Genomic DNA, 17802 nt, shown 5'->3' with positions numbered 1-17802 from the left:
AATTCGTGGCAAACAACCTTTCGCGCCTCCGCGTCTTTGCGAAAAAAAAAAATCCGTTTAATCCTTTCAATCCGTGGCAAAAAACCAAAACAAATTGTGCTAATTCGTGGCAAACAACCTTTGCGCCTCCGTGTCTTTGCGAGAAAAAGAAATCCGTTTAATCCTTGCAATCCGTGGCAAAAAAAACCATAACAATTAGTGTAATTCGTGGCAAACACCCTCTCAATGTCACTAAACAACTTCTCAATGCCACCAATCAACCTCTCAATCCCACCAAACAACCTCTCAATGTCACCAAACAACTTCTCAATGCCACTAATCAACCTCTCAAACACCCAAAACAACATAAGTATGTCACCAAACACCTTCTCAATGCCACCAAACAACTTCTCAGTGCCACCAAACAGCTTCTCAACGCGACCAAACAACCTGTCAATGCCACCAAACAGCTTCTCAATGTTACCAAACAACGGCTCAATGCCACCAAACAAAGAAAGTGCACCATCCCGCAACCAAACTGTGTCATTCCCACGCAGGTGGGAACCTCAAAACAACAAAACTGCACCAAAAAAAATCCTATTCAACCTAATGAATGGGATTTGATATAGTATAAACCAAGCTAGTTACTAGCAAAACTATGCTCACTAACTACTGAGCACTGAACACTAAGTATTAAAACTGCTCTCTACCAGCAAAATGAAAAGCACCTTCAATAGCGGCATTCTCATCAGAGTCGGAACCATGAACAGCATTCTCGCCTATAGAAGTAGCATATTTTTGACGAATAGTACCTACAGCAGCATCAGCAGGATTAGTAGCACCAATCAACGTTCTGAAATCTTCCACAGCGTTATCTTTCTCCAAGATAGCCGCCACGATAGGTCCGCGGGTCATAAACTCCACCAATTCACCAAAGAAAGGTCTAGCCGAGTGTACCGCATAAAACTTTTGAGCATCAGCTACAGTCAATTGTGTTAATTTCATTGCTACAATTCTGAAACCACCTTCAGTAATCATATTTAGTATTCCTCCGATGTGTCCGTTTTCAACGCCATCAGGTTTAATCATGGTAAAAGTTCTATTTGTTGCCATTGTATTTTGTTTGTTTTTTAAATTTCGTGCAAAAGTAATGCTTTTAAACGAGTTTTAAAAATAGAACGAATATCAATTTTTGATAATTTTTTGCACGGCAAAGTCTAAACCAGCAGTAATCTTCACAAAATATACTCCTGCACTCAAGCCGCTACCGTCCACTTGGAACTCAGTAGCATTAGGCGCATAGCTAGTAATCACTTTCCCCAAGCTATCCATCAATTGAACACTCGAAATAGTATCACTATGTGAGATGTTCCAAACACTAGCCGAAGGATTAGGATAAACCTTCACCGAAGCCATGCTAGTAGACGCTGTCGATAACGTATTGGTAAAGACATAATTCCCACCAGGAATTTCAATAGAGATGTTATAGGTTCCTGCCGTTACCGGAATGTTGGGGCCATCTTGTGTACCTGTTCCAGTAGGAAAACCAGCAGCACCCCAGTTGGTTGCCCAATCGTTATTTTTTCTAAACTTCACTTCACCAGTGGTCAAAGCCAATCCCGCAAGAGTATAATTAAATCCATCGGCAGTAGTCAAATCGGTATCGGCTACATTAAAACCATTTAACCCCGAACCTAGTATGCCAACACTATTGTAGTCAAAGCTATAGGCACCGGTAATTCTATTGAAAGTCACTACCCATTCGCCACCAGGCACAAATAATGATGGACCATTCAACACGGCAGTTCCCGTTGGGAAAGTAGTGCTTCCCCACTGGTTAGTAGTAGCATTATCTTGACGGAAATAACAGTTACCACTGCTAAAATAAAACCCCGAAAGGGTATAGGTAATCCCATCAGTAGTCACCATATCGACATCGGGTGCGCCATAACCCAATTGTGAGTTTACGGCTGGTCCCCAAATCCCAATACTAGGAAAACCAGAAGGAATAAAAGTATAAGTACCATTCACTCTGTTGAACGTAACATCATAAGTACCGGCAACGGTCATGATGTTGGCACCGTTTAGTGTGGCTGTTCCAGAGGGAAAGTTAGCATTACCCCAGTTATTTGTCCATAGTCCATCCTGCCTGAATTTTAATCCTGTAGTGGCAGGATCAGTAGCGGTGGTAACGGTTACATTGTTCAGGGTGTAGGTTACATTGTCGGTAGTATTCATATTGGTATCTACAGACCAACTTCCAGAAGGGCTTGTACTGCCAATCATGGAGATTACTTGTGCGTTACTATGCCACGCAAAAAGGGTAATAAATAAATAAAGTAGTTTTGTTTTCATACTGATAGTTTTGATTAATAAATCAAATGTATACCAAATAGGAATAGGGTAGGAATCAGGGTGTAACCGCAAACGTTTTCGTGTTGAAAAGTTATTGATTTAAAGGGTGATAATAGTGAAAGTTGGCTCTAAAGGGTCTAACGTCTCCGATAGTTTTTCGAGCAGCTCGTTACCATAATCAACATAGAACTCAGCGAAATTGGCACGTCGTTCCTGCAACCCTTGATGAGGAAACAACTCATTTTGAAGTTGGATAATGCGATCCAGTTTATCGGCATGCACTTTCTTTTCGGCTTTGAGCAAACGCTTCTCTAGATTTTCCAAACCTTTGAGTTGTTTTACTTCTTGGGCTTTCACAGCACCGGTAAAGGAGTTGTCGGTTTGGGTAGCGATGTCGTTGAGAGCTGCAAATTGCTTTCTCAATGCTTCTTTTTGCGCTGAAAAGTCAAGATTGAATTGGGAGAACTCTTGAGTCTTATGGTTGAACAACTCTTGTTGGTTGCTGAATAAGTCAGCCCAAGAGAGTTGGAGCTTGTCTGCTTTTTGCGCTTGCTTAGCGGTAGCCAATACCACCGAATTACGCACTAAAAGAATGGGAAAGGTAACGTTATGGGCCTCAAAATTGGACTTTAGTTGCAACCAATAGGCAATTTCGCCACCACCACCAATGTAACATAAGTTAGGAAGTATGACTTCTTCGTATAGTGGTCTTAGGATAACGTTAGGGCTAAACTTTTCGGGACTTTTCTCGAGCATCGCAAGCATTTCATCCTGAGAAAACACCAGTGTAGTATTGTTGATTTTATATTGATTGTTTTCCCATAGTATTCGCTCTCTGAGATTATCTTCAATATAAAACAAATTGATTTCTCTAGGATTTACCTGAATGGTATAATCGGCTAGCGAGGCATTGGTTTCGGTTACTTTATTGAAAGATGTTTGGTTTACTAACTCTTCTTTAGCATAGGGAACGAATAGTTGTTTCAAAGCAGCATCATCGCCATCGAGAATGACTAAACCTTTGTTGCCAAAAAGTTCATTGGCCAAATAGCGAGTAGCATCTGCCAGATTGTTATGTTGTAGATAGGCTTTTTCGAATAGATTTTTCAAATAGGTAGCATTATCACCAACGCCCAACTCCAAAGCGAACGCGGTCAACACTTTATCTAATCCATCCGTTGCCAATCTTCCCACTGGACCAAAGCTTTCTTTGTTCCACTTGATTTTAACGTGCTTGAAATTGAAATAATTAATCTCTTCAAAATCGTGGTCTTCTGTTGCCATCCAATAAATGGGCACAAAATTATAGAGAGGATAGGTTTGTTTTAACTCCCGACAAAGGTTGATAGTTGACACTATCTTATAAAGAAAATACAAAGGACCTGTAAACAAGTTCAACTGATGTCCCGTAGTAATAGTGAATGTTTTGGCATCCTTCAGCAGCGCAATATTACCTTTAGTAGCCTCTGAAATTTCAAAAGCTTGGTATTGCTTAGTAAGCGCCGTTACTAAAGTGCTTCTATTTTCTAGAGGAAAGTTAGTTTCTTTTTCCTTGATTTGACCTTCAAAGTTTTCGATGGATGGAAAGCGATTATAAAGAGCATTCAACTCTGGTTTTTTATCTAAATAATCAATCATTAATTTAGTAAAATACCCTGATTTTTGATAACTGATACAATCGGTTGGCATTTGAAATTTGGATTAAGGATTGGTTATAAAACTTCCAAACAAATAATCATCGCCTAAACTAAAGGTGCTATTATCTTTTTTCAAAGTAACTTTTTTCAAATGAATAGTGTGTTGAAAACCAGTTCCGTAAACGGTTGTAGTTACTTCTATAATTCCACTAACATCGGTCACGCCATCCACGGCATTCCATTGTTGTAAAAGGGCAGGAGTGGTAGGTTGTGGCGTGGTACAAAAGTAGGTGTTGCTAATAGTATTGGAATACAATCGATAGGACAATTTGTTAGTCGCGCTAATCGTTGCTGTTCTTGGATCAGTAGTCACTGCATTTTCAAAAAGGGTAGCATAATCAGCAACATCTAAAATAAAAGCTTCGCCACCCGCAAAATCAAAAATGCGATTGTCACAAGTGCTTTTGTCTACTTCTTCATCAAAACCGAAAGCCAGCGCACTTACCGAAGTGGTGTAATCTCCAAAAACGTAGGTTTCATAGGTTTGATTGCCACTAGGTTTTTGGAACGTGATGTTTTTGAATACGATATTGTGTTTGTAGCCGGTAATTCTAGTAGCATTATTGGCATCGACCGTTTTTATAGACGTGGTTGTGATTTCAATGGTTCCTGATGTAGCGTTCCATTCTTCTATAACATTGGGAGTAGCGGCAGTAACATTGGGACAAATATTATCAGCACTTACTGTACCATTGTATTGTCTGTATATCACCTGATTAGAACTATTTATTTCAACTACTCTAGGAGTATCAGGAAGCGTTTCGTCATTCTTAAATAGCTGAACGTATACTTCTTCAGGAACTGACAAAATTAGCATTTCGGCTTCTTTTGTTTTATAAACAATATATTTATCGCTGCACTTTTGAGCAGGGACATCGGAAAAGTCAATCACATCCACTTTCAAATCACCATCATCACAGGCAGTGATTATAAAAAGCAGCAGTATTGCACTTACTATTCGTTTCATTTGAAATAATTTTTTAGCAAAAATAAGTTTTTTATACTATTAAATTTATCTTTTATCATTTAATTAGGATAGTACTTTTATATTTGCATTATGCAAAAAGTATATCTCGATAATGCCGCTACGACACCTATTCGTCAAGAAGTAATTGATGAAATGGTTAAAGTTATGCAACAAGATTATGGAAATCCCTCTTCCTCACACAGCATTGGTAGAAGTGCCAAAGCTGTTATTGAAACAGGACGAAAAACAATTGCAAAATGTTTGAATTGCAAATCGCAGGAAATACTATTCACCTGTAGTGCAACCGAGGCTACCAATTGGATTTTGCGAAGTGCTGTGAAAGATAATGGCGTAAAGCGCATTATTACTTCCAAAGTAGAACATCATGCTACGTTGTACACGGTATTGGCTTTGCAAGAAGAATTTGGTATTCAGGTGGAGTATGTTGGTGTTTTACCCAATGGTGCTTTGGATTATGCTCAATTGGGCGCATTACTGGCTGTTGAGGTTACTACCTTAGTTTCGTTGATGCACGTGAATAACGAAACGGGCGTTGTTAATGACATCAACCGAATAGGAGCGATGTGTCATCAGAACAAGGCGTTGTTTCATTGCGATACGGTTCAGTCTGTTGGAAAAACAGAAATCGATTTACAAGAAATCCCTATTGATTTTATAGTGGCTAGTGCTCATAAATTTCATGGACCCAAAGGCGTTGGGTTTGCTTTTGTTCGGAAAAGTTTGGTGTTGCAACCTATGTTATTTGGAGGCGAACAAGAGAAAGGTTGGCGCGCCGGAACTGAAGCGGTGCATCAAATTGCCGGAATGGCCAAAGCCTTGGAATTGTCCTATGATAATCTAAACGAAGAAAGGGATTATATTGCTGATTTGAAAAGCTATTGTTTGCAACAGCTTCAAGCAGCTTTCCCTGAAGCCAGAGAGAATGCTTCGACTACTTTTTATAATATTTTGAATGTGTTGTTGCCTTTTTCGGAGAAAAAAACGACCATGATATTATTCAACCTTGATATGAAAGGCATTGCGGTTTCTAGAGGAAGTGCTTGCCAAAGCGGTAGTTTAAAACCTTCACACGTGTTAGCCGAAATGCTTTCGGAAGACGATTTGAAAAAACCAAGTTTGCGTATTTCTTTTAGTCATTACAACACCAAAGCAGACATTGATTACTTGGTAGAAGTGTTGAAAGAGATTTAAAACTATGGTTTTACCACGAATTATGTGGGTAAAACCAAATAGATTATTTTAAGAAACATTGAACACAAATTTTTAAACCATTAAGCGAATTAAGCAAATTAAGACTTAATGAAATTAAAATTACTTAATGGTTTATAATGTGAAATATAATGTTGTAGCTATCAACCCAACCGATTCGTGGTAGAACAAAAACTATTGTTTCTTAGCGGCTTTCTTTTTTTCTTTTTCTTGATCCTTGAAGTATCCTTTGAATAGGAAGTTATGTCGCATGGCTTCCATGTTTTCACTCAATTTTTTACTGGCTTCGTTGATGTTGGTCATGGTTGAGTCTATTTGCTTAACCAGTTTTGGGTCGTTGGACAAATAGTTGATAGCGCCTTTTCCTTCTTTCATATTTAAAATGGTAGCGTTTAGATTGGTTACCATTTTGTTGATTTCTTTACTAGATTGGTCGAGATTGGCCACTACATTTTTTATTTTATTGGCCACTACGGTGTCTTTTAAAACGCCAATGACATTGTCTTTATTGTTGAGAGCAGAAATTTGAGTATTTAGATTATCGATGGTTTGGGTTGTTTTTTGTGTAGTGGTTTTTAAATTGTTTATGGTTTCCTTTAAATCGTTTGCCATGGCTTCGTCTTTCAGTAAAACTCCAATAGTTCCTTTGCCATTATTGATGTCGTTGGTTATTTTGAGTAAATCGGCTGTGAGTTTTGCGGCGTTTTGATTGGTGATGTTCAAGGTGCTCAACATGTCATCGGTTCGTACTCTTTTTGCAGAATTAATGACATCGCCAACTTTAACTTGTGGTTGATTTCCTTTTCCTGGAATGATATTGATAATGACACTTCCCACCAAACCATCAGAACCAATAGACGCAATAGCATCTTTTTTGATGTATGGAAAATAGGATTCGTCTATCTGCATTTCTACGTTTATGGTAGTGTCGTTTATTATTTCGATACCTCGCACTGTACCCACATTTATTCCCGAAAAGCGTACATTGTTGCCCAATTGCAATCCGCCAACATTGTTGAAAACAGCGGTTAAATGTTCTGTTTTTCCAAACATTTGTTGTTTGCTTCCAATAAAATAGACCGCAATCACAAAGAATGACAATCCAATTATGACAAATAAACCCAAACGAATTTTTTCTGATGCTGTTTTTTCCATTAGTATTATTTATTTAAAAAATGCTTTAATTTTCGGATCTTCAGAAGTTGATAGTTCTTCAAAAGTTCCTTCGGCATAGTTAATATTATCGATTAATAAAATCATTCTATTTGAAATCACTCGGGCACAATCGACATCGTGAGTGATAATGATAGAGGATGTGTTGTACTTTTTTTGCACAGACATCATGAGTAAAATTATTTCTTTGGATGTGATTGGGTCTAGACCAGTTGTAGGTTCGTCGTAGAGAATAATTTTGGGTTGTAAAATTAATGTTCTTGCCAAAGCTATTCTTCTTTTCATTCCACCAGAGAGTTCGCTTGGCATTAAATCAATAGCGTGAGCTAGACCAACACTTTCGAGCACTTCCATCACCATAGGTGTGGTGTCTTTTATAATCCCAAACTTTTTGGTGTGACGACGTAGTGGGAATTCTAAATTTTCTCTCACCGACATGGAGTCGTATAACGCGCTTCCTTGGAAGAGAAAACCAATTTCGGTTCTCAGTTCATCTAATGCCCAATGTTCTAATTTGTTGATGTCTTTACCCATTACGAAAATGGTTCCACTATCGGGTTCTTCCAATCCGATGAGACATTTTATCATGACTGATTTACCAGAACCTGATTTTCCCATAATCACCAGATTTTCCCCTTCATACAGTTTCATGTTAAATCCTTCCAATACATGATTGCTTCCAAAACTTTTTTTCAAGTCTTTGATTTCAATGATGGGATTAGATTTATTATTACTTGTACTCATACTATTATCCGTAAAATATATTGGTCACAAAAACGGCAATAAAATCTATAATAAAAAGCAGCATTGACGTATAAACTACCGCTGAATTGGCAGCTAAACCAACGCCTGCTGTTCCTTTTTTGCAATTATATCCTTTGTAACAACCTACTAAACCAATAGCAAAACCAAAGAAGAACGTTTTAATAGTTGTAGGTATCAAATCACTAAATACTAAAGCGTCAAAAACCTGATTGAAATAGAGTAAAAAGGATACATTTCCTTTTATGTTTTCGACTAATGCAGAACCAAATATAGCTATAGCATCACCAAAGAAAACCAATATAGGAAGCATAAAAGTAGTGGCTAAAATTCGAGTTACTATTAAGAATTTGAAAGGATTTGTTCCCGAAACTTCCATAGCATCAATTTGCTCAGTAACTCGCATAGAGCCTAATTCCGCTCCAATTCCAGAACCAATTCTTCCGGCACAAATCAAGGCGGTTATTATTGGTCCCATTTCTCTGATTATAGAAATACTTACCATGGATGGCATCCAAGATATTGCACCAAACTCCAGCAATGTAGGTCTAGATTGTAACGTAAAAACTAACCCAATTATAAAACCAGTAACACTAACCAACAATAAAGAGCGATTGCCCATATTGTAGCATTGTTTCAGGAATTCTTTAAATTCATAAGGTGGTTTTACGACTTCTTTAAAAAATCGTGCGGTAAAATAAGCTAGCTCTCCCGTCTCTTCTAAGAAGGTCTTGAAAGATTCAACAATTGAAGAATTGTTTTGCATCAGGTTGAATTTAGGCTATATTCTAAACCAAATGTAAGGAATTTTAGTGAGATTAGCTAGCTTGAAAAAATAAAAAAAACTGTTTGGTTTAAAAAAACGAAACGGTTTAAATGATTTTTTTTATCACTCTCAATCGGTGTGTGTGTCTGTTTTGTTCGGCATTGTAAATCCCTAAGTGATCTACTCTGTCAATTCTAACTTTTCCACTAGCATGAATGATATAATTGTTTTCCATCATGATTCCCACATGAATGATTTTGCCTTCTTCGTTATCAAAGAATGCTAAATCACCTGGTTCGCTCTCTTCAATGAAGCTCAAAGCTTCTCCTTGTGTGGATTGTTGTGAAGCATCACGAAGTAATTTGTATCCGTTTAGTTTATACACCATTTGAGTAAATCCAGAACAATCAATGCCAAAAGGTGTCTTTCCTCCCCAAAGATAAGGAGCGTTTAAATACATATAGGCAGTGGTTAACAAATTTGATTTTGGCTTTACACCGCTAGTTTTCATTCCTTCAAATTCAAAATTATCCATGTTGACTTCACTATGATTTAAAAACGAGAGTGAAGCGCCAAGTGTAATTGGGAGAAGTAAATTATTAGAATTTGTTACATATTCTACCAAATCAGTATTTAAGATTATAGCGTCTTTGGATAATTCGGTAAAGTTTTTTTCAGAGATAATTTGATATTGTTTTGAATCGACCCAACCTTCATAATCGTCGAATTGCAATTTGATTTTTGACCATTGATTTTTCTTTTCCAAAATTTCAAAATGCTCACCAAACAACACCTGCGAAACGATTTCGCTTCGATCACTAGGTTCGGCTCGTAAAGGGATTATGGCTAGATTACAGATGGCAAACATTTAGACAAATTATGAATTGTGAATTGTGAATTACGAATTAGGGATTATTAATTTGTAATTCACAATTCGTAATTATTATAAAGCTCTTTCAATAACGATTGCAGAAGCACCACCACCACCATTACAGATAGCTGCGGCACCAATTTTAGCATTGTTTTGTTCTAAGACATTAAGTAATGTAACTACAATTCTGGCTCCAGAACATCCAAGCGGATGGCCTAAAGAAACGGCACCACCATTTACATTAATTTTATTGTTATCAAGACCTAGAATTTTGGCATTTGCTAAACCAACTACAGCAAAAGCTTCGTTGAATTCAAAATAATCAACATCAGCAACAGTTAATCCTGCTTTGTCTAATGCTTTTGGTAATGCTTTTGCTGGCGCAGTAGTAAACCATTTTGGCTCTTGAGCTGCATCAGCATAGGATTTTATATACGCCAATGGTTTTAATCCCATTGCGTTTGCTTTTTCTTCACTCATTAATACCAAAGCCGCAGCACCATCATTTATAGTTGAAGCATTGGCTGCAGTAACAGTTCCTTCTTTAGTAAATACTGCATTTAATGTTGGTATTTTATCCAATTTAACATTGGTGAATTCTTCATCTTTTGAAAAAATAATAGGTTCACCGCGTCTTTGTGGAATTTCAACAGGAACAACTTCATTATCAAATTTTCCTTCAGACCAAGCTTTTGCCGAACGTTCATAGGATTGAATGGCGAAATTATCCTGCTCTTCGCGAGAAATTTTATATTCTGAAGCACATAAATCGGCAGCAACTCCCATGGCATTATTGTCGTAGGCATCCACTAGACCATCTTTCTGTAAACCGTCAACCATAGTTGTTGGACCAAATTTCACTCCGTTTCTTAAATGAACATAATGAGGAATTAAACTCATGTTTTCCATTCCGCCAGCAACCACTATTTCTGCATCTCCAGCCATAATAGCTTGTGCGCCTTGCATGATAGCTTTCATTCCCGAGGCACAAACTTTATTTACTGTTGTACATGCCACTGAGTTTGGCAAACCTGCATATAATGCTGCTTGTCTTGCTGGAGCTTGTCCAACACCTGCTTGCACCACATTGCCCATTAGAACCTCGTCAACTAAATTTGGGTCTAAATTTATTTTATCTAATGCCCCTTTGATAGCAGTTGCACCTAATTTTGTTGCTGTAATAGAAGATAATGAACCTAAAAAACTTCCAATTGGAGTTCTCACAGCGGATACTATAACTACTTTTTTACTCATTTTATTTGTTGTTTTACTTCGTTGCACTCCTGATAATTCGGTTGCGAACGTCTTGTGTGTTTGTAATGCAAAACTAATCTTTTATTACAAATTAATGAATTTGAACTTGAATAAATCTTAAATCGAATAGAAAAGGAAATTTTATACAGTTCTACTTAATTGATAGCGAACGATTTTAATAAATATTTATTTTAAATACTAAAAAAAGAAATGAAATAGTTGTGAAATATAGAATGATAAATTACATTTGCAACCGCTTAATAAATTTTCGTTCATTGAGTTTGGAGAGTTGCCTGAGAGGCCGAAAGGACATGTTTGCTAAACATGCGTATGGGGAACTGTACCAAGGGTTCGAATCCCTTACTCTCCGCTTTTAGGTTTTAGTGTAACCTAGTTATCGTGTCCCGATTGCCAATCGGAATTGCATTTGATACTAAAAACACGGGGTGTAGCGTAGCCCGGTTATCGCGCCTGCTTTGGGAGCAGGAGGCCGCAGGTTCGAATCCTGCCACCCCGACTTAAAATTGGTTCCATAGCTCAGCTGGATAGAGCAACGCACTTCTAATGCGTAGGTCGAAGGTTCGAATCCTTCTGGGATCACAACAAACCATCTTGTTAATAAAACGAGATGGTTTTTTTGTTTTATGTAACCTCAATTATTGTATTTCTTTTTCTTTATAATAGTTTATCAATAAATTGACAAATTTACTGTAGCTATCAATACCTTCTTTTTGTTGGTTTGCTTTTAAAAACTGATCATAAAAAGCGTGAAATCCTTTATCGATAATGGTATCATAGTGTTCCCAAAACAAATCACTTTCTTTAAAGTTTTTTATAATTCCGGGATTAATACTCTTTTTTAGTGTTTCAAATTGTTTTTCATTTTTCATACCAACGTTTGACATACAATATCTCAGCGCTGTTGTTAAAGCGGCGTATTGAAAATATAAATCTTCATTTTTAATACAAGCCAAAAAGCCTATGAAGTTACATTCACTTTCACTCGCATAACCAATTTGGTGAGCTATTTCGTGACAAATAACATTGGGAAATCCAAACATGGGTAATTTGTAGTTTACTTGAGATTCATTGGTAAACGGATTTAAATAACCTCCAAAACCCATATAACTCAGAGGTAAACTGAATAAAGATTTTTTTCTGCTTGGAATTTCGTATTTGAAAAATGGATATTGTAGGGCCAAATTATCATAGCCATTTTGAGTTATTTTAAAAATGCTGTCTTGAGAATAGGGATTGGTAACTTTTTTGTTTTTATTATTTGTGATTTGAAACTGAATTTCATTGGTTTTGGTAATTAATTTTTTGGTAAAAGCAAACAAATCTTCATCACTGTAATCGCGCTGAATGTTCATTTTTTCAAATAATGGTTCACGGTAATAATTAAACGCCCAGAGCAAATGAAAGAAAAAATAAAAAACGGATAGGAAACTTAACACCGACCAAAATTTACTTTTCCAATGCAGTTGTCTATTTTTATAAAACCAGTAAAGGCAATAGATAATCAGTATTCCATACATAATATCTCCTACAGAAAAAGGAATTTTGCCTAAAATAGTTCTTGAACCATGTGAAATATACACATACAATCTGTTACTATAAAATTGTTCAACCGTTTCGGGGAAGAATACTAAAAATCTCAGAAAGAGTATCTGAAACAAAAGAAAAACAGGAAATATAAATTTGTGTTTCAAGTCAATAATTTTTATTGTAAATATAAAGACAATATCAATTCACAAAGAAACTAAACTTTGTAACTTTGTGCCTCGATAATAAAAAAAACACAACTATAATGAGCCAAGAAATTAGAAATCTTGAACCAAAAGCACTTTGGAACAAGTTCGCCGATTTAAATGCGGTTCCTCGTCCGTCCAAAAAAGAGGAACGTGTGATTGAATTCATGAAGAATTTCGGTAACAGTTTGGGACTAGAAACTTTTGAAGATGAAATCCGCAATGTTATTATTAGAAAACCAGCAACTCCAGGAATGGAAAACCGCAAAACTATTGTTTTACAAGGGCATTTGGATATGGTTCACCAAAAAAATAATGATACCGATTTTGATTTCCTTACACAAGGTATTGATATGTATGTGGATGGTGATTGGGTAAAAGCTAAAGGAACAACTCTTGGTGCTGATAATGGTTTGGGTGTTGCCGCAATTATGGCAATTTTGGAAAGCAAAGACATTCCACATCCAGCTATTGATGCACTTTTTACCATTGATGAAGAAACCGGAATGACAGGTGCTTTGAACTTAAAAGGTGGCATTTTGAAAGGAGAAATTCTTTTGAATTTGGATACTGAAGAAGACGATGAAATTGATATTGGTTGCGCTGGTGGCATCGATGTAACCGCTACTAGAAGTTATAACGAGGAAGATACTCCCGAAGGTTCTGTTGGTTATACCATCACTGTAAAAGGACTAAACGGTGGACATTCTGGAATGGATATTCACAAGGGATTGGGTAATGCCAACAAGATTATGAACCGCCTATTATTTGACGGATTTGAAAATTTCGGATTGCAAATAGCAGAAATTAGTGGTGGAAGTTTGCGTAATGCTATTCCGAGAGAAAGTGTTGCCAAAGTAATTGTGGCTGGCATGTATGATGAAGCTTTTGTATTTGACATGCAAGAAAGCATTACGGACATCAAAACGGAATTCAAAACCATGGAGCCTAATCTTACTATTGAAATCGTGAAAAGCGATTTACCAAGTAAGGTTATGGATTTAGGTGTTCAGGAAGGATTACTTCGGGCCATTTATGCAGCTCATAACGGTGTTTACAGAATGAGTGCTGATATGGAAGATTTAGTAGAAACGTCCAATAATATTGCTCGTGTGATTGTTAAGGAAGGCGAAATTTCTATCCAAAACTTAACACGTTCGTCAGTTGAAAGTTCGAAAATGGATTTGGCTAACGGCTTACGTTCGGCTTATGAATTGTTTGGTTGTGAAGTTACTTTTGGTGGAAGTTATCCGGGTTGGACACCTAATGTAAACTCTGAAATACTAGATGTTTTGGTTAACATTTACGAAAAACAAAACGGTTCAAAACCCAATGTGGTTGCCTGTCATGCCGGATTGGAATGTGGAATATTAGGAACCAATTATCCAGGAATGGACATGATTTCCTTTGGACCAACCATTCATGGTGCGCATAGCCCAGATGAAAGAGCTTCGATAAAATCTTCTCAGAAATTTTGGAAGTTTTTCTTGGAGATTTTGGCGAATATTCCGGTGAAATAGTATTAAGATTTGAGTATTAAGAATTAAGACCTCGTTTAGAAATAAGCGAGGTTTTTTTAATGTAAATAATTCCGAAATATTATATACTTTTAATACGAATAATACGTTATAACTAAAATTTTAAAAATGAAAAATATACTACTTCTTGGGTTGCTTTCTCTGTTCTTTTTTTCTTGTGAAAAGGAACATAAAATAACGCATGTTGAAAGAGCTTTTTATTATTGGAAAAGTAATAATTGGAGCATGGCTCAGGCGGAAGATTCTGTTTTAACAAAACATAATATTAAGAAGTTGTATGTGAAGTTTTTTGAAGTTGATCATAGCGATGCTATGGGTAATTTCCCTATTTCAAAAACTGAGTTATATTTTTATAAACAAGACAGTATGAATATTGTGCCAACAGTCTATATCAAAAACTCGGTTTTTATAAAAACTACAAAAGGAAGTTTAGACACTTTAGCCGACAATGTGAATTTTTTAATTGATAAATATTCAAAAGAAAAATTTAGAAATCAATCAATGCCAATTGAATATCAGATGGATTGTGATTGGACTTTGAAATCCAAGGATAATTATTTTTATTTTCTAAAGAAACTTAAAGAAATATCCAAAAAACAAATCAGTTGTACACTTCGATTGTATCCGTATAAATATCCTGATAAAATGGGAATTCCACCAGTAGACAAAGTTATGCTGATGTGTTATAATTTGCTTAATCCGTTGCAAAACCACTCCAAAAATTCAATATTAGATTTAAATGAGCTGGAAAGTTATTTGAATGTGGATACAAATTATCCTAAACATCTTGATGTCGCATTACCTATTTATTCCTGGATGCAAGTTTATCAAAATGAACAATTTTCTAACGTAATTTATACTAACAATCAAAAAGCAAAAACTATTTTAAAGGAAATAAAACCATTGTGGTATTCAGTTACTAAAGATACTGTTATCAATGAAACGTATTTGCGAATAGATGATAAAGTAAAATTTGAAGAAATTGATGCCCAAAAAATCAAGCAAACCATTCAGCTTTTAAAGAAGTATATAAATTTTGATAACAACACCACAGTTTCATTATTTCATTTAGATGAACAACAATTAAGTAACTATAGCCATGAAGAACTTTCTAGTTTTTATTCTGATTTTAGTAAGTAAATCGCTTTTTGCTTGTGGTTTTTATCCCTATGGAGAAGAACTTCGTTTTTCTTTTTTTAATCCAGAAATTGCTGGCTATCGTTCGTATGCCGAGTTTTATTATTCGGCAAATTCATTTGAGCCAAAGTCTGTTTATGGCGATTTTGATAAAATGCCCAATGAGGTTTTATGGGTAAATTATTGTAAAAACAAGGTATCCTATAAATCTGTTCAAGAAGTTTTGCAAAGTTTAAGTCTAGGTGATATCAATTCAGGGACAAATAATGAAATGCTACGTTATTTGTATAAAATCAAAGATTATGAAGCTATTAATTATTTGAAATTTGCTAAAAACTGTGAGTTCTTTAATTCTTGGGTTGATGATCCTTGGGAACGAAATGAAGCTATGACATTAACACAAAGAACTAAATTTTTGAATCAAGCCATAAGATTATCAAAGTCAACCAACAATAAAGCATTACAATTTAGATATATTTTTTTGGCTATACGAATGGCTTTTTATAATCATGAATTTGAAAAAATAAAAACACTTTTTGAAACAAATTATCAAACTAAACTTGATAAAGACATTCTCTATTATTGGAGTTTGTATTTTAGAACTTTAGCTGAAACAGACAAAGCCTTAGCCAATTTTTATGCAGCTCAAGTATTTGTAAATGCACCAGATAAAAGGTTTATGGTATCTCAGCAATATAACAATGAAGTAGCTATTGAAGAGGTATTAAAATATGCTAAAACGAATAAAGAAAAAGCAAATGTATATCTTTTGGCAGCTATCAGAAAACATGATAAATCATTAGCATACATCAAAAAAGTATATGAATACCAACCTAATTTTGAAGGATTGAGTTTTCTGTTATTGCGTGAAGTGAATAAAATTGAAGATTGGGTTTTTACGCCTTACTATTCTTTGTTTGAACCATCAATTACTACAAATAACTATTGGGAAAGTGAAATAGACAATGCTTCAGATGTTTTTAAAAGAATTGAAACCGATAGAGTGTATGCAAGTGAATTATTAGCATTTATTAATAATGCAAACTTAACTACAGTTGAAAATCCAACTTTTTGGAAAAGTTGTAAAGCCTATTTGCACTACATAACAAAAGACTATGACGCAAGTTTGACTTTGCTAGAGGAATTAAAATCTAGTAAAAATTCAGAATTATTTTCAAATCAATTAGAAATAATCAAAGCATTGGCCTTAAATGCTAGACAAGAATATGGTAAAGCAATTATTTTAAATGAAATAAAACCAATAATCTTGAAAAATAAAGGCTTTCGAAAATTCATTTTTTCTTTAGGGAAAGAATTAGAATATAAAGGCAATACTAGTGATGCGGCGCTACTTTATTCTACCTTGAATAATCATACTTTTAATGAAAATCACGATTTTTATAATACGATATATTGGAAATCAAATAAAAATAGTGGCGATACTTATTCTGATTTTTATACTGATTATTTTGATTATATTAATGCGGTTTATACTCCTGAACAATTAGAAGTTTTAATTCAAAATATTTACAGAAACAGAGACAAAGAGGATGAATTTTCTAGTTTTAAATACAGTATTTTAAAAACTGAAATTCCAAGATTATATGATTTACTAGGGACAAAATATATTAGATTGAATAAATTAACTAAAGCTTTATATAGTTTTAAGAAAGTTGATAGTAAGCTTTGGAATGATAAATATTCCAATTGGGAGAGAAATGGAAGCGGTTGGTCATATGGCAGTAATGTATTTGATAAAAATCCTTTTTATGAACTTAAATATACACCTGACTTTATTCCAATAAAAGATACCATTCGATTGAATAAATATACTATCACCAAACAATTGATTAAGTATATAAACAAAGCAGAAAACCCAAAAGAAAAAAACAAAGATTACTATTATTTCTTAGTAGCAAATTGTTATTATAACATGACACAATATGGCAACTCCTGGATGATGCGTCGCTATTATTGGACAAGTGATGGAGATAGTTCTACTATGGTAGATGAAAATGAATTTTATCAATGCAATTCTGCAAAAACCTATTATTTGTTAGCACTTAAAAATGCTAAAACAGCTAAATTCAAAGCTTTATGTTTGCGAATGATTGGCCGTTGCGAAAAATATAGATTGCATAATTTAAATGAAGACAGTTATAAAGGCGATTATGATGATTATGAAAAATTTGTATTTGGTAAAAACAAATATTATCAAGATTTGAAATCACAATATCCTGAATATTATAAAGATTTGACCTCTGATTGTACTTTCTTTGAAGATTATTTTAGAGCAAGACGTTAAATTATTAAAAAACGTTT

At 35.1% G+C, this 17802-nt stretch carries 15 protein-coding genes and 3 tRNA genes; 8 read left to right on the top strand and 10 right to left on the bottom strand.

Translation table 11 applies throughout. From position 1 onward, the window contains the following. The first annotated feature begins 173 nt into the window (after positions 1–173). A complete protein-coding gene (locus ACSVH2_RS07415; RefSeq protein ID WP_438092525.1) occupies positions 174–608 on the top strand; it encodes a hypothetical protein in 435 nt (144 codons plus the stop codon). Between the two features lie 64 nt (positions 609–672). Here the strand turns inward: ACSVH2_RS07415 and ACSVH2_RS07410 are convergent, their stop codons facing one another. The 4 genes from ACSVH2_RS07410 to ACSVH2_RS07395 all read right to left on the bottom strand — a co-directional run bounded on the left by ACSVH2_RS07410 (position 673) and on the right by ACSVH2_RS07395 (position 4998). Beyond that, a complete protein-coding gene (locus ACSVH2_RS07410; RefSeq protein ID WP_438092524.1) occupies positions 673–1092 on the bottom strand; it encodes a nucleoside-diphosphate kinase in 420 nt (139 codons plus the stop codon). A gap of 72 nt (positions 1093–1164) precedes the next feature. Further along, the gene (locus tag ACSVH2_RS07405; RefSeq protein ID WP_438092523.1) at positions 1165–2334 is read right to left on the bottom strand and encodes a T9SS type A sorting domain-containing protein; all 1170 of its coding nucleotides are present in this window, start codon (positions 2332–2334) and stop codon (positions 1165–1167) included. Between the two features lie 99 nt (positions 2335–2433). After that, positions 2434–4023, bottom strand: coding sequence for a bacillithiol biosynthesis cysteine-adding enzyme BshC (gene bshC, locus ACSVH2_RS07400; protein ID WP_438092522.1), 1590 nt, complete (start codon positions 4021–4023; stop codon positions 2434–2436). Between the two features lie 12 nt (positions 4024–4035). Then, complete coding sequence (locus ACSVH2_RS07395; protein ID WP_438092521.1) at positions 4036–4998, bottom strand: hypothetical protein; 963 nt, start codon at positions 4996–4998, stop codon at positions 4036–4038. 90 nt (positions 4999–5088) lie between these two features. Here ACSVH2_RS07395 and ACSVH2_RS07390 point away from each other — a divergent pair, with 90 nt between their 5' ends. Beyond that, complete coding sequence (locus ACSVH2_RS07390; protein WP_438092520.1) at positions 5089–6210, top strand: cysteine desulfurase family protein; 1122 nt, start codon at positions 5089–5091, stop codon at positions 6208–6210. A 192-nt stretch (positions 6211–6402) separates the two neighbouring features. On the opposite strand, the gene ACSVH2_RS07385 is transcribed toward ACSVH2_RS07390, so the two are convergent. The 5 genes from ACSVH2_RS07385 to ACSVH2_RS07365 all read right to left on the bottom strand — a co-directional run bounded on the left by ACSVH2_RS07385 (position 6403) and on the right by ACSVH2_RS07365 (position 11054). Further along, positions 6403–7383 (bottom strand): MlaD family protein, encoded by a 981-nt coding sequence (locus ACSVH2_RS07385; protein ID WP_438092519.1) that lies wholly within the window; start codon positions 7381–7383, stop codon positions 6403–6405. Between the two features lie 9 nt (positions 7384–7392). Then, complete coding sequence (locus ACSVH2_RS07380; protein ID WP_438092518.1) at positions 7393–8145, bottom strand: ABC transporter ATP-binding protein; 753 nt, start codon at positions 8143–8145, stop codon at positions 7393–7395. 4 nt (positions 8146–8149) lie between these two features. After that, positions 8150–8929 (bottom strand): MlaE family ABC transporter permease, encoded by a 780-nt coding sequence (locus tag ACSVH2_RS07375; RefSeq protein WP_438092517.1) that lies wholly within the window; start codon positions 8927–8929, stop codon positions 8150–8152. 106 nt (positions 8930–9035) lie between these two features. Next, complete coding sequence (locus ACSVH2_RS07370) at positions 9036–9797, bottom strand: NlpC/P60 family protein (RefSeq protein ID WP_438092516.1); 762 nt, start codon at positions 9795–9797, stop codon at positions 9036–9038. 75 nt (positions 9798–9872) lie between these two features. Further along, positions 9873–11054, bottom strand: coding sequence for an acetyl-CoA C-acyltransferase (locus ACSVH2_RS07365; RefSeq protein WP_438092515.1), 1182 nt, complete (start codon positions 11052–11054; stop codon positions 9873–9875). Positions 11055–11337: 283 nt separating this feature from the next. Here ACSVH2_RS07365 and ACSVH2_RS07360 point away from each other — a divergent pair. The 3 genes from ACSVH2_RS07360 (at position 11338) to ACSVH2_RS07350 (ending at position 11654) form a co-directional block, all read left to right on the top strand. Further along, positions 11338–11424 (top strand) — tRNA-Ser (locus ACSVH2_RS07360). Between the two features lie 72 nt (positions 11425–11496). Then, positions 11497–11571, top strand: a tRNA-Pro gene (locus ACSVH2_RS07355). Between the two features lie 9 nt (positions 11572–11580). Then, a tRNA-Arg gene (locus ACSVH2_RS07350) sits at positions 11581–11654 on the top strand. A 56-nt stretch (positions 11655–11710) separates the two neighbouring features. Here the strand turns inward: ACSVH2_RS07350 and ACSVH2_RS07345 are convergent. After that, a complete protein-coding gene (locus ACSVH2_RS07345; RefSeq protein ID WP_438092588.1) occupies positions 11711–12661 on the bottom strand; it encodes a DUF3810 domain-containing protein in 951 nt (316 codons plus the stop codon). 203 nt (positions 12662–12864) lie between these two features. On the opposite strand from ACSVH2_RS07345, the gene ACSVH2_RS07340 reads away from it, so the two are divergent. From ACSVH2_RS07340 to ACSVH2_RS07330, 3 genes are all read left to right on the top strand, one after another. Then, the gene (locus tag ACSVH2_RS07340) at positions 12865–14325 is read left to right on the top strand and encodes an aminoacyl-histidine dipeptidase (protein WP_438092514.1); all 1461 of its coding nucleotides are present in this window, start codon (positions 12865–12867) and stop codon (positions 14323–14325) included. 126 nt (positions 14326–14451) lie between these two features. After that, positions 14452–15483, top strand: coding sequence for a hypothetical protein (locus ACSVH2_RS07335; protein WP_438092513.1), 1032 nt, complete (start codon positions 14452–14454; stop codon positions 15481–15483). Further along, positions 15443–17785: a hypothetical protein gene (locus tag ACSVH2_RS07330; RefSeq protein ID WP_438092512.1), complete on the top strand. Its 2343-nt coding sequence runs from the start codon at positions 15443–15445 to the stop codon at positions 17783–17785. The genes ACSVH2_RS07335 and ACSVH2_RS07330 overlap by 41 nt, the downstream gene beginning before the upstream one ends. Positions 17786–17802: the final 17 nt, after the last annotated feature.

This window comes from Flavobacterium sp. RSB2_4_14 (genome assembly GCF_051547085.1).
Classification (GTDB): Bacteria; Bacteroidota; Bacteroidia; order Flavobacteriales; family Flavobacteriaceae; genus Flavobacterium.
Note: the sequence above shows the minus strand (reverse complement) of the source record. Positions and strands in the feature narration are given on the sequence as shown.

Excerpts from the sequence above, each read along its gene's own strand:
- ACSVH2_RS07405 (WP_438092523.1), bottom strand. The coding sequence starts at position 2,334 with ATGAAAACAAAACTACTTTATTTATTTATTACCCTTTTTGCGTGGCAT.
- ACSVH2_RS07330 (WP_438092512.1), top strand. The coding sequence starts at position 15,443 with ATGAAGAACTTTCTAGTTTTTATTCTGATTTTAGTAAGTAAATCGCTT.
- bshC (WP_438092522.1), bottom strand. The coding sequence starts at position 4,023 with ATGCCAACCGATTGTATCAGTTATCAAAAATCAGGGTATTTTACTAAA.
- ACSVH2_RS07370 (WP_438092516.1), bottom strand. The coding sequence starts at position 9,797 with ATGTTTGCCATCTGTAATCTAGCCATAATCCCTTTACGAGCCGAACCT.
- ACSVH2_RS07410 (WP_438092524.1), bottom strand. The coding sequence starts at position 1,092 with ATGGCAACAAATAGAACTTTTACCATGATTAAACCTGATGGCGTTGAA.
- ACSVH2_RS07335 (WP_438092513.1), top strand. The coding sequence starts at position 14,452 with ATGAAAAATATACTACTTCTTGGGTTGCTTTCTCTGTTCTTTTTTTCT.
- ACSVH2_RS07390 (WP_438092520.1), top strand. The coding sequence starts at position 5,089 with ATGCAAAAAGTATATCTCGATAATGCCGCTACGACACCTATTCGTCAA.
- ACSVH2_RS07340 (WP_438092514.1), top strand. The coding sequence starts at position 12,865 with ATGAGCCAAGAAATTAGAAATCTTGAACCAAAAGCACTTTGGAACAAG.
- ACSVH2_RS07395 (WP_438092521.1), bottom strand. The coding sequence starts at position 4,998 with ATGAAACGAATAGTAAGTGCAATACTGCTGCTTTTTATAATCACTGCC.
- ACSVH2_RS07365 (WP_438092515.1), bottom strand. The coding sequence starts at position 11,054 with ATGAGTAAAAAAGTAGTTATAGTATCCGCTGTGAGAACTCCAATTGGA.
- ACSVH2_RS07380 (WP_438092518.1), bottom strand. The coding sequence starts at position 8,145 with ATGAGTACAAGTAATAATAAATCTAATCCCATCATTGAAATCAAAGAC.
- ACSVH2_RS07385 (WP_438092519.1), bottom strand. The coding sequence starts at position 7,383 with ATGGAAAAAACAGCATCAGAAAAAATTCGTTTGGGTTTATTTGTCATA.
- ACSVH2_RS07375 (WP_438092517.1), bottom strand. The coding sequence starts at position 8,929 with ATGCAAAACAATTCTTCAATTGTTGAATCTTTCAAGACCTTCTTAGAA.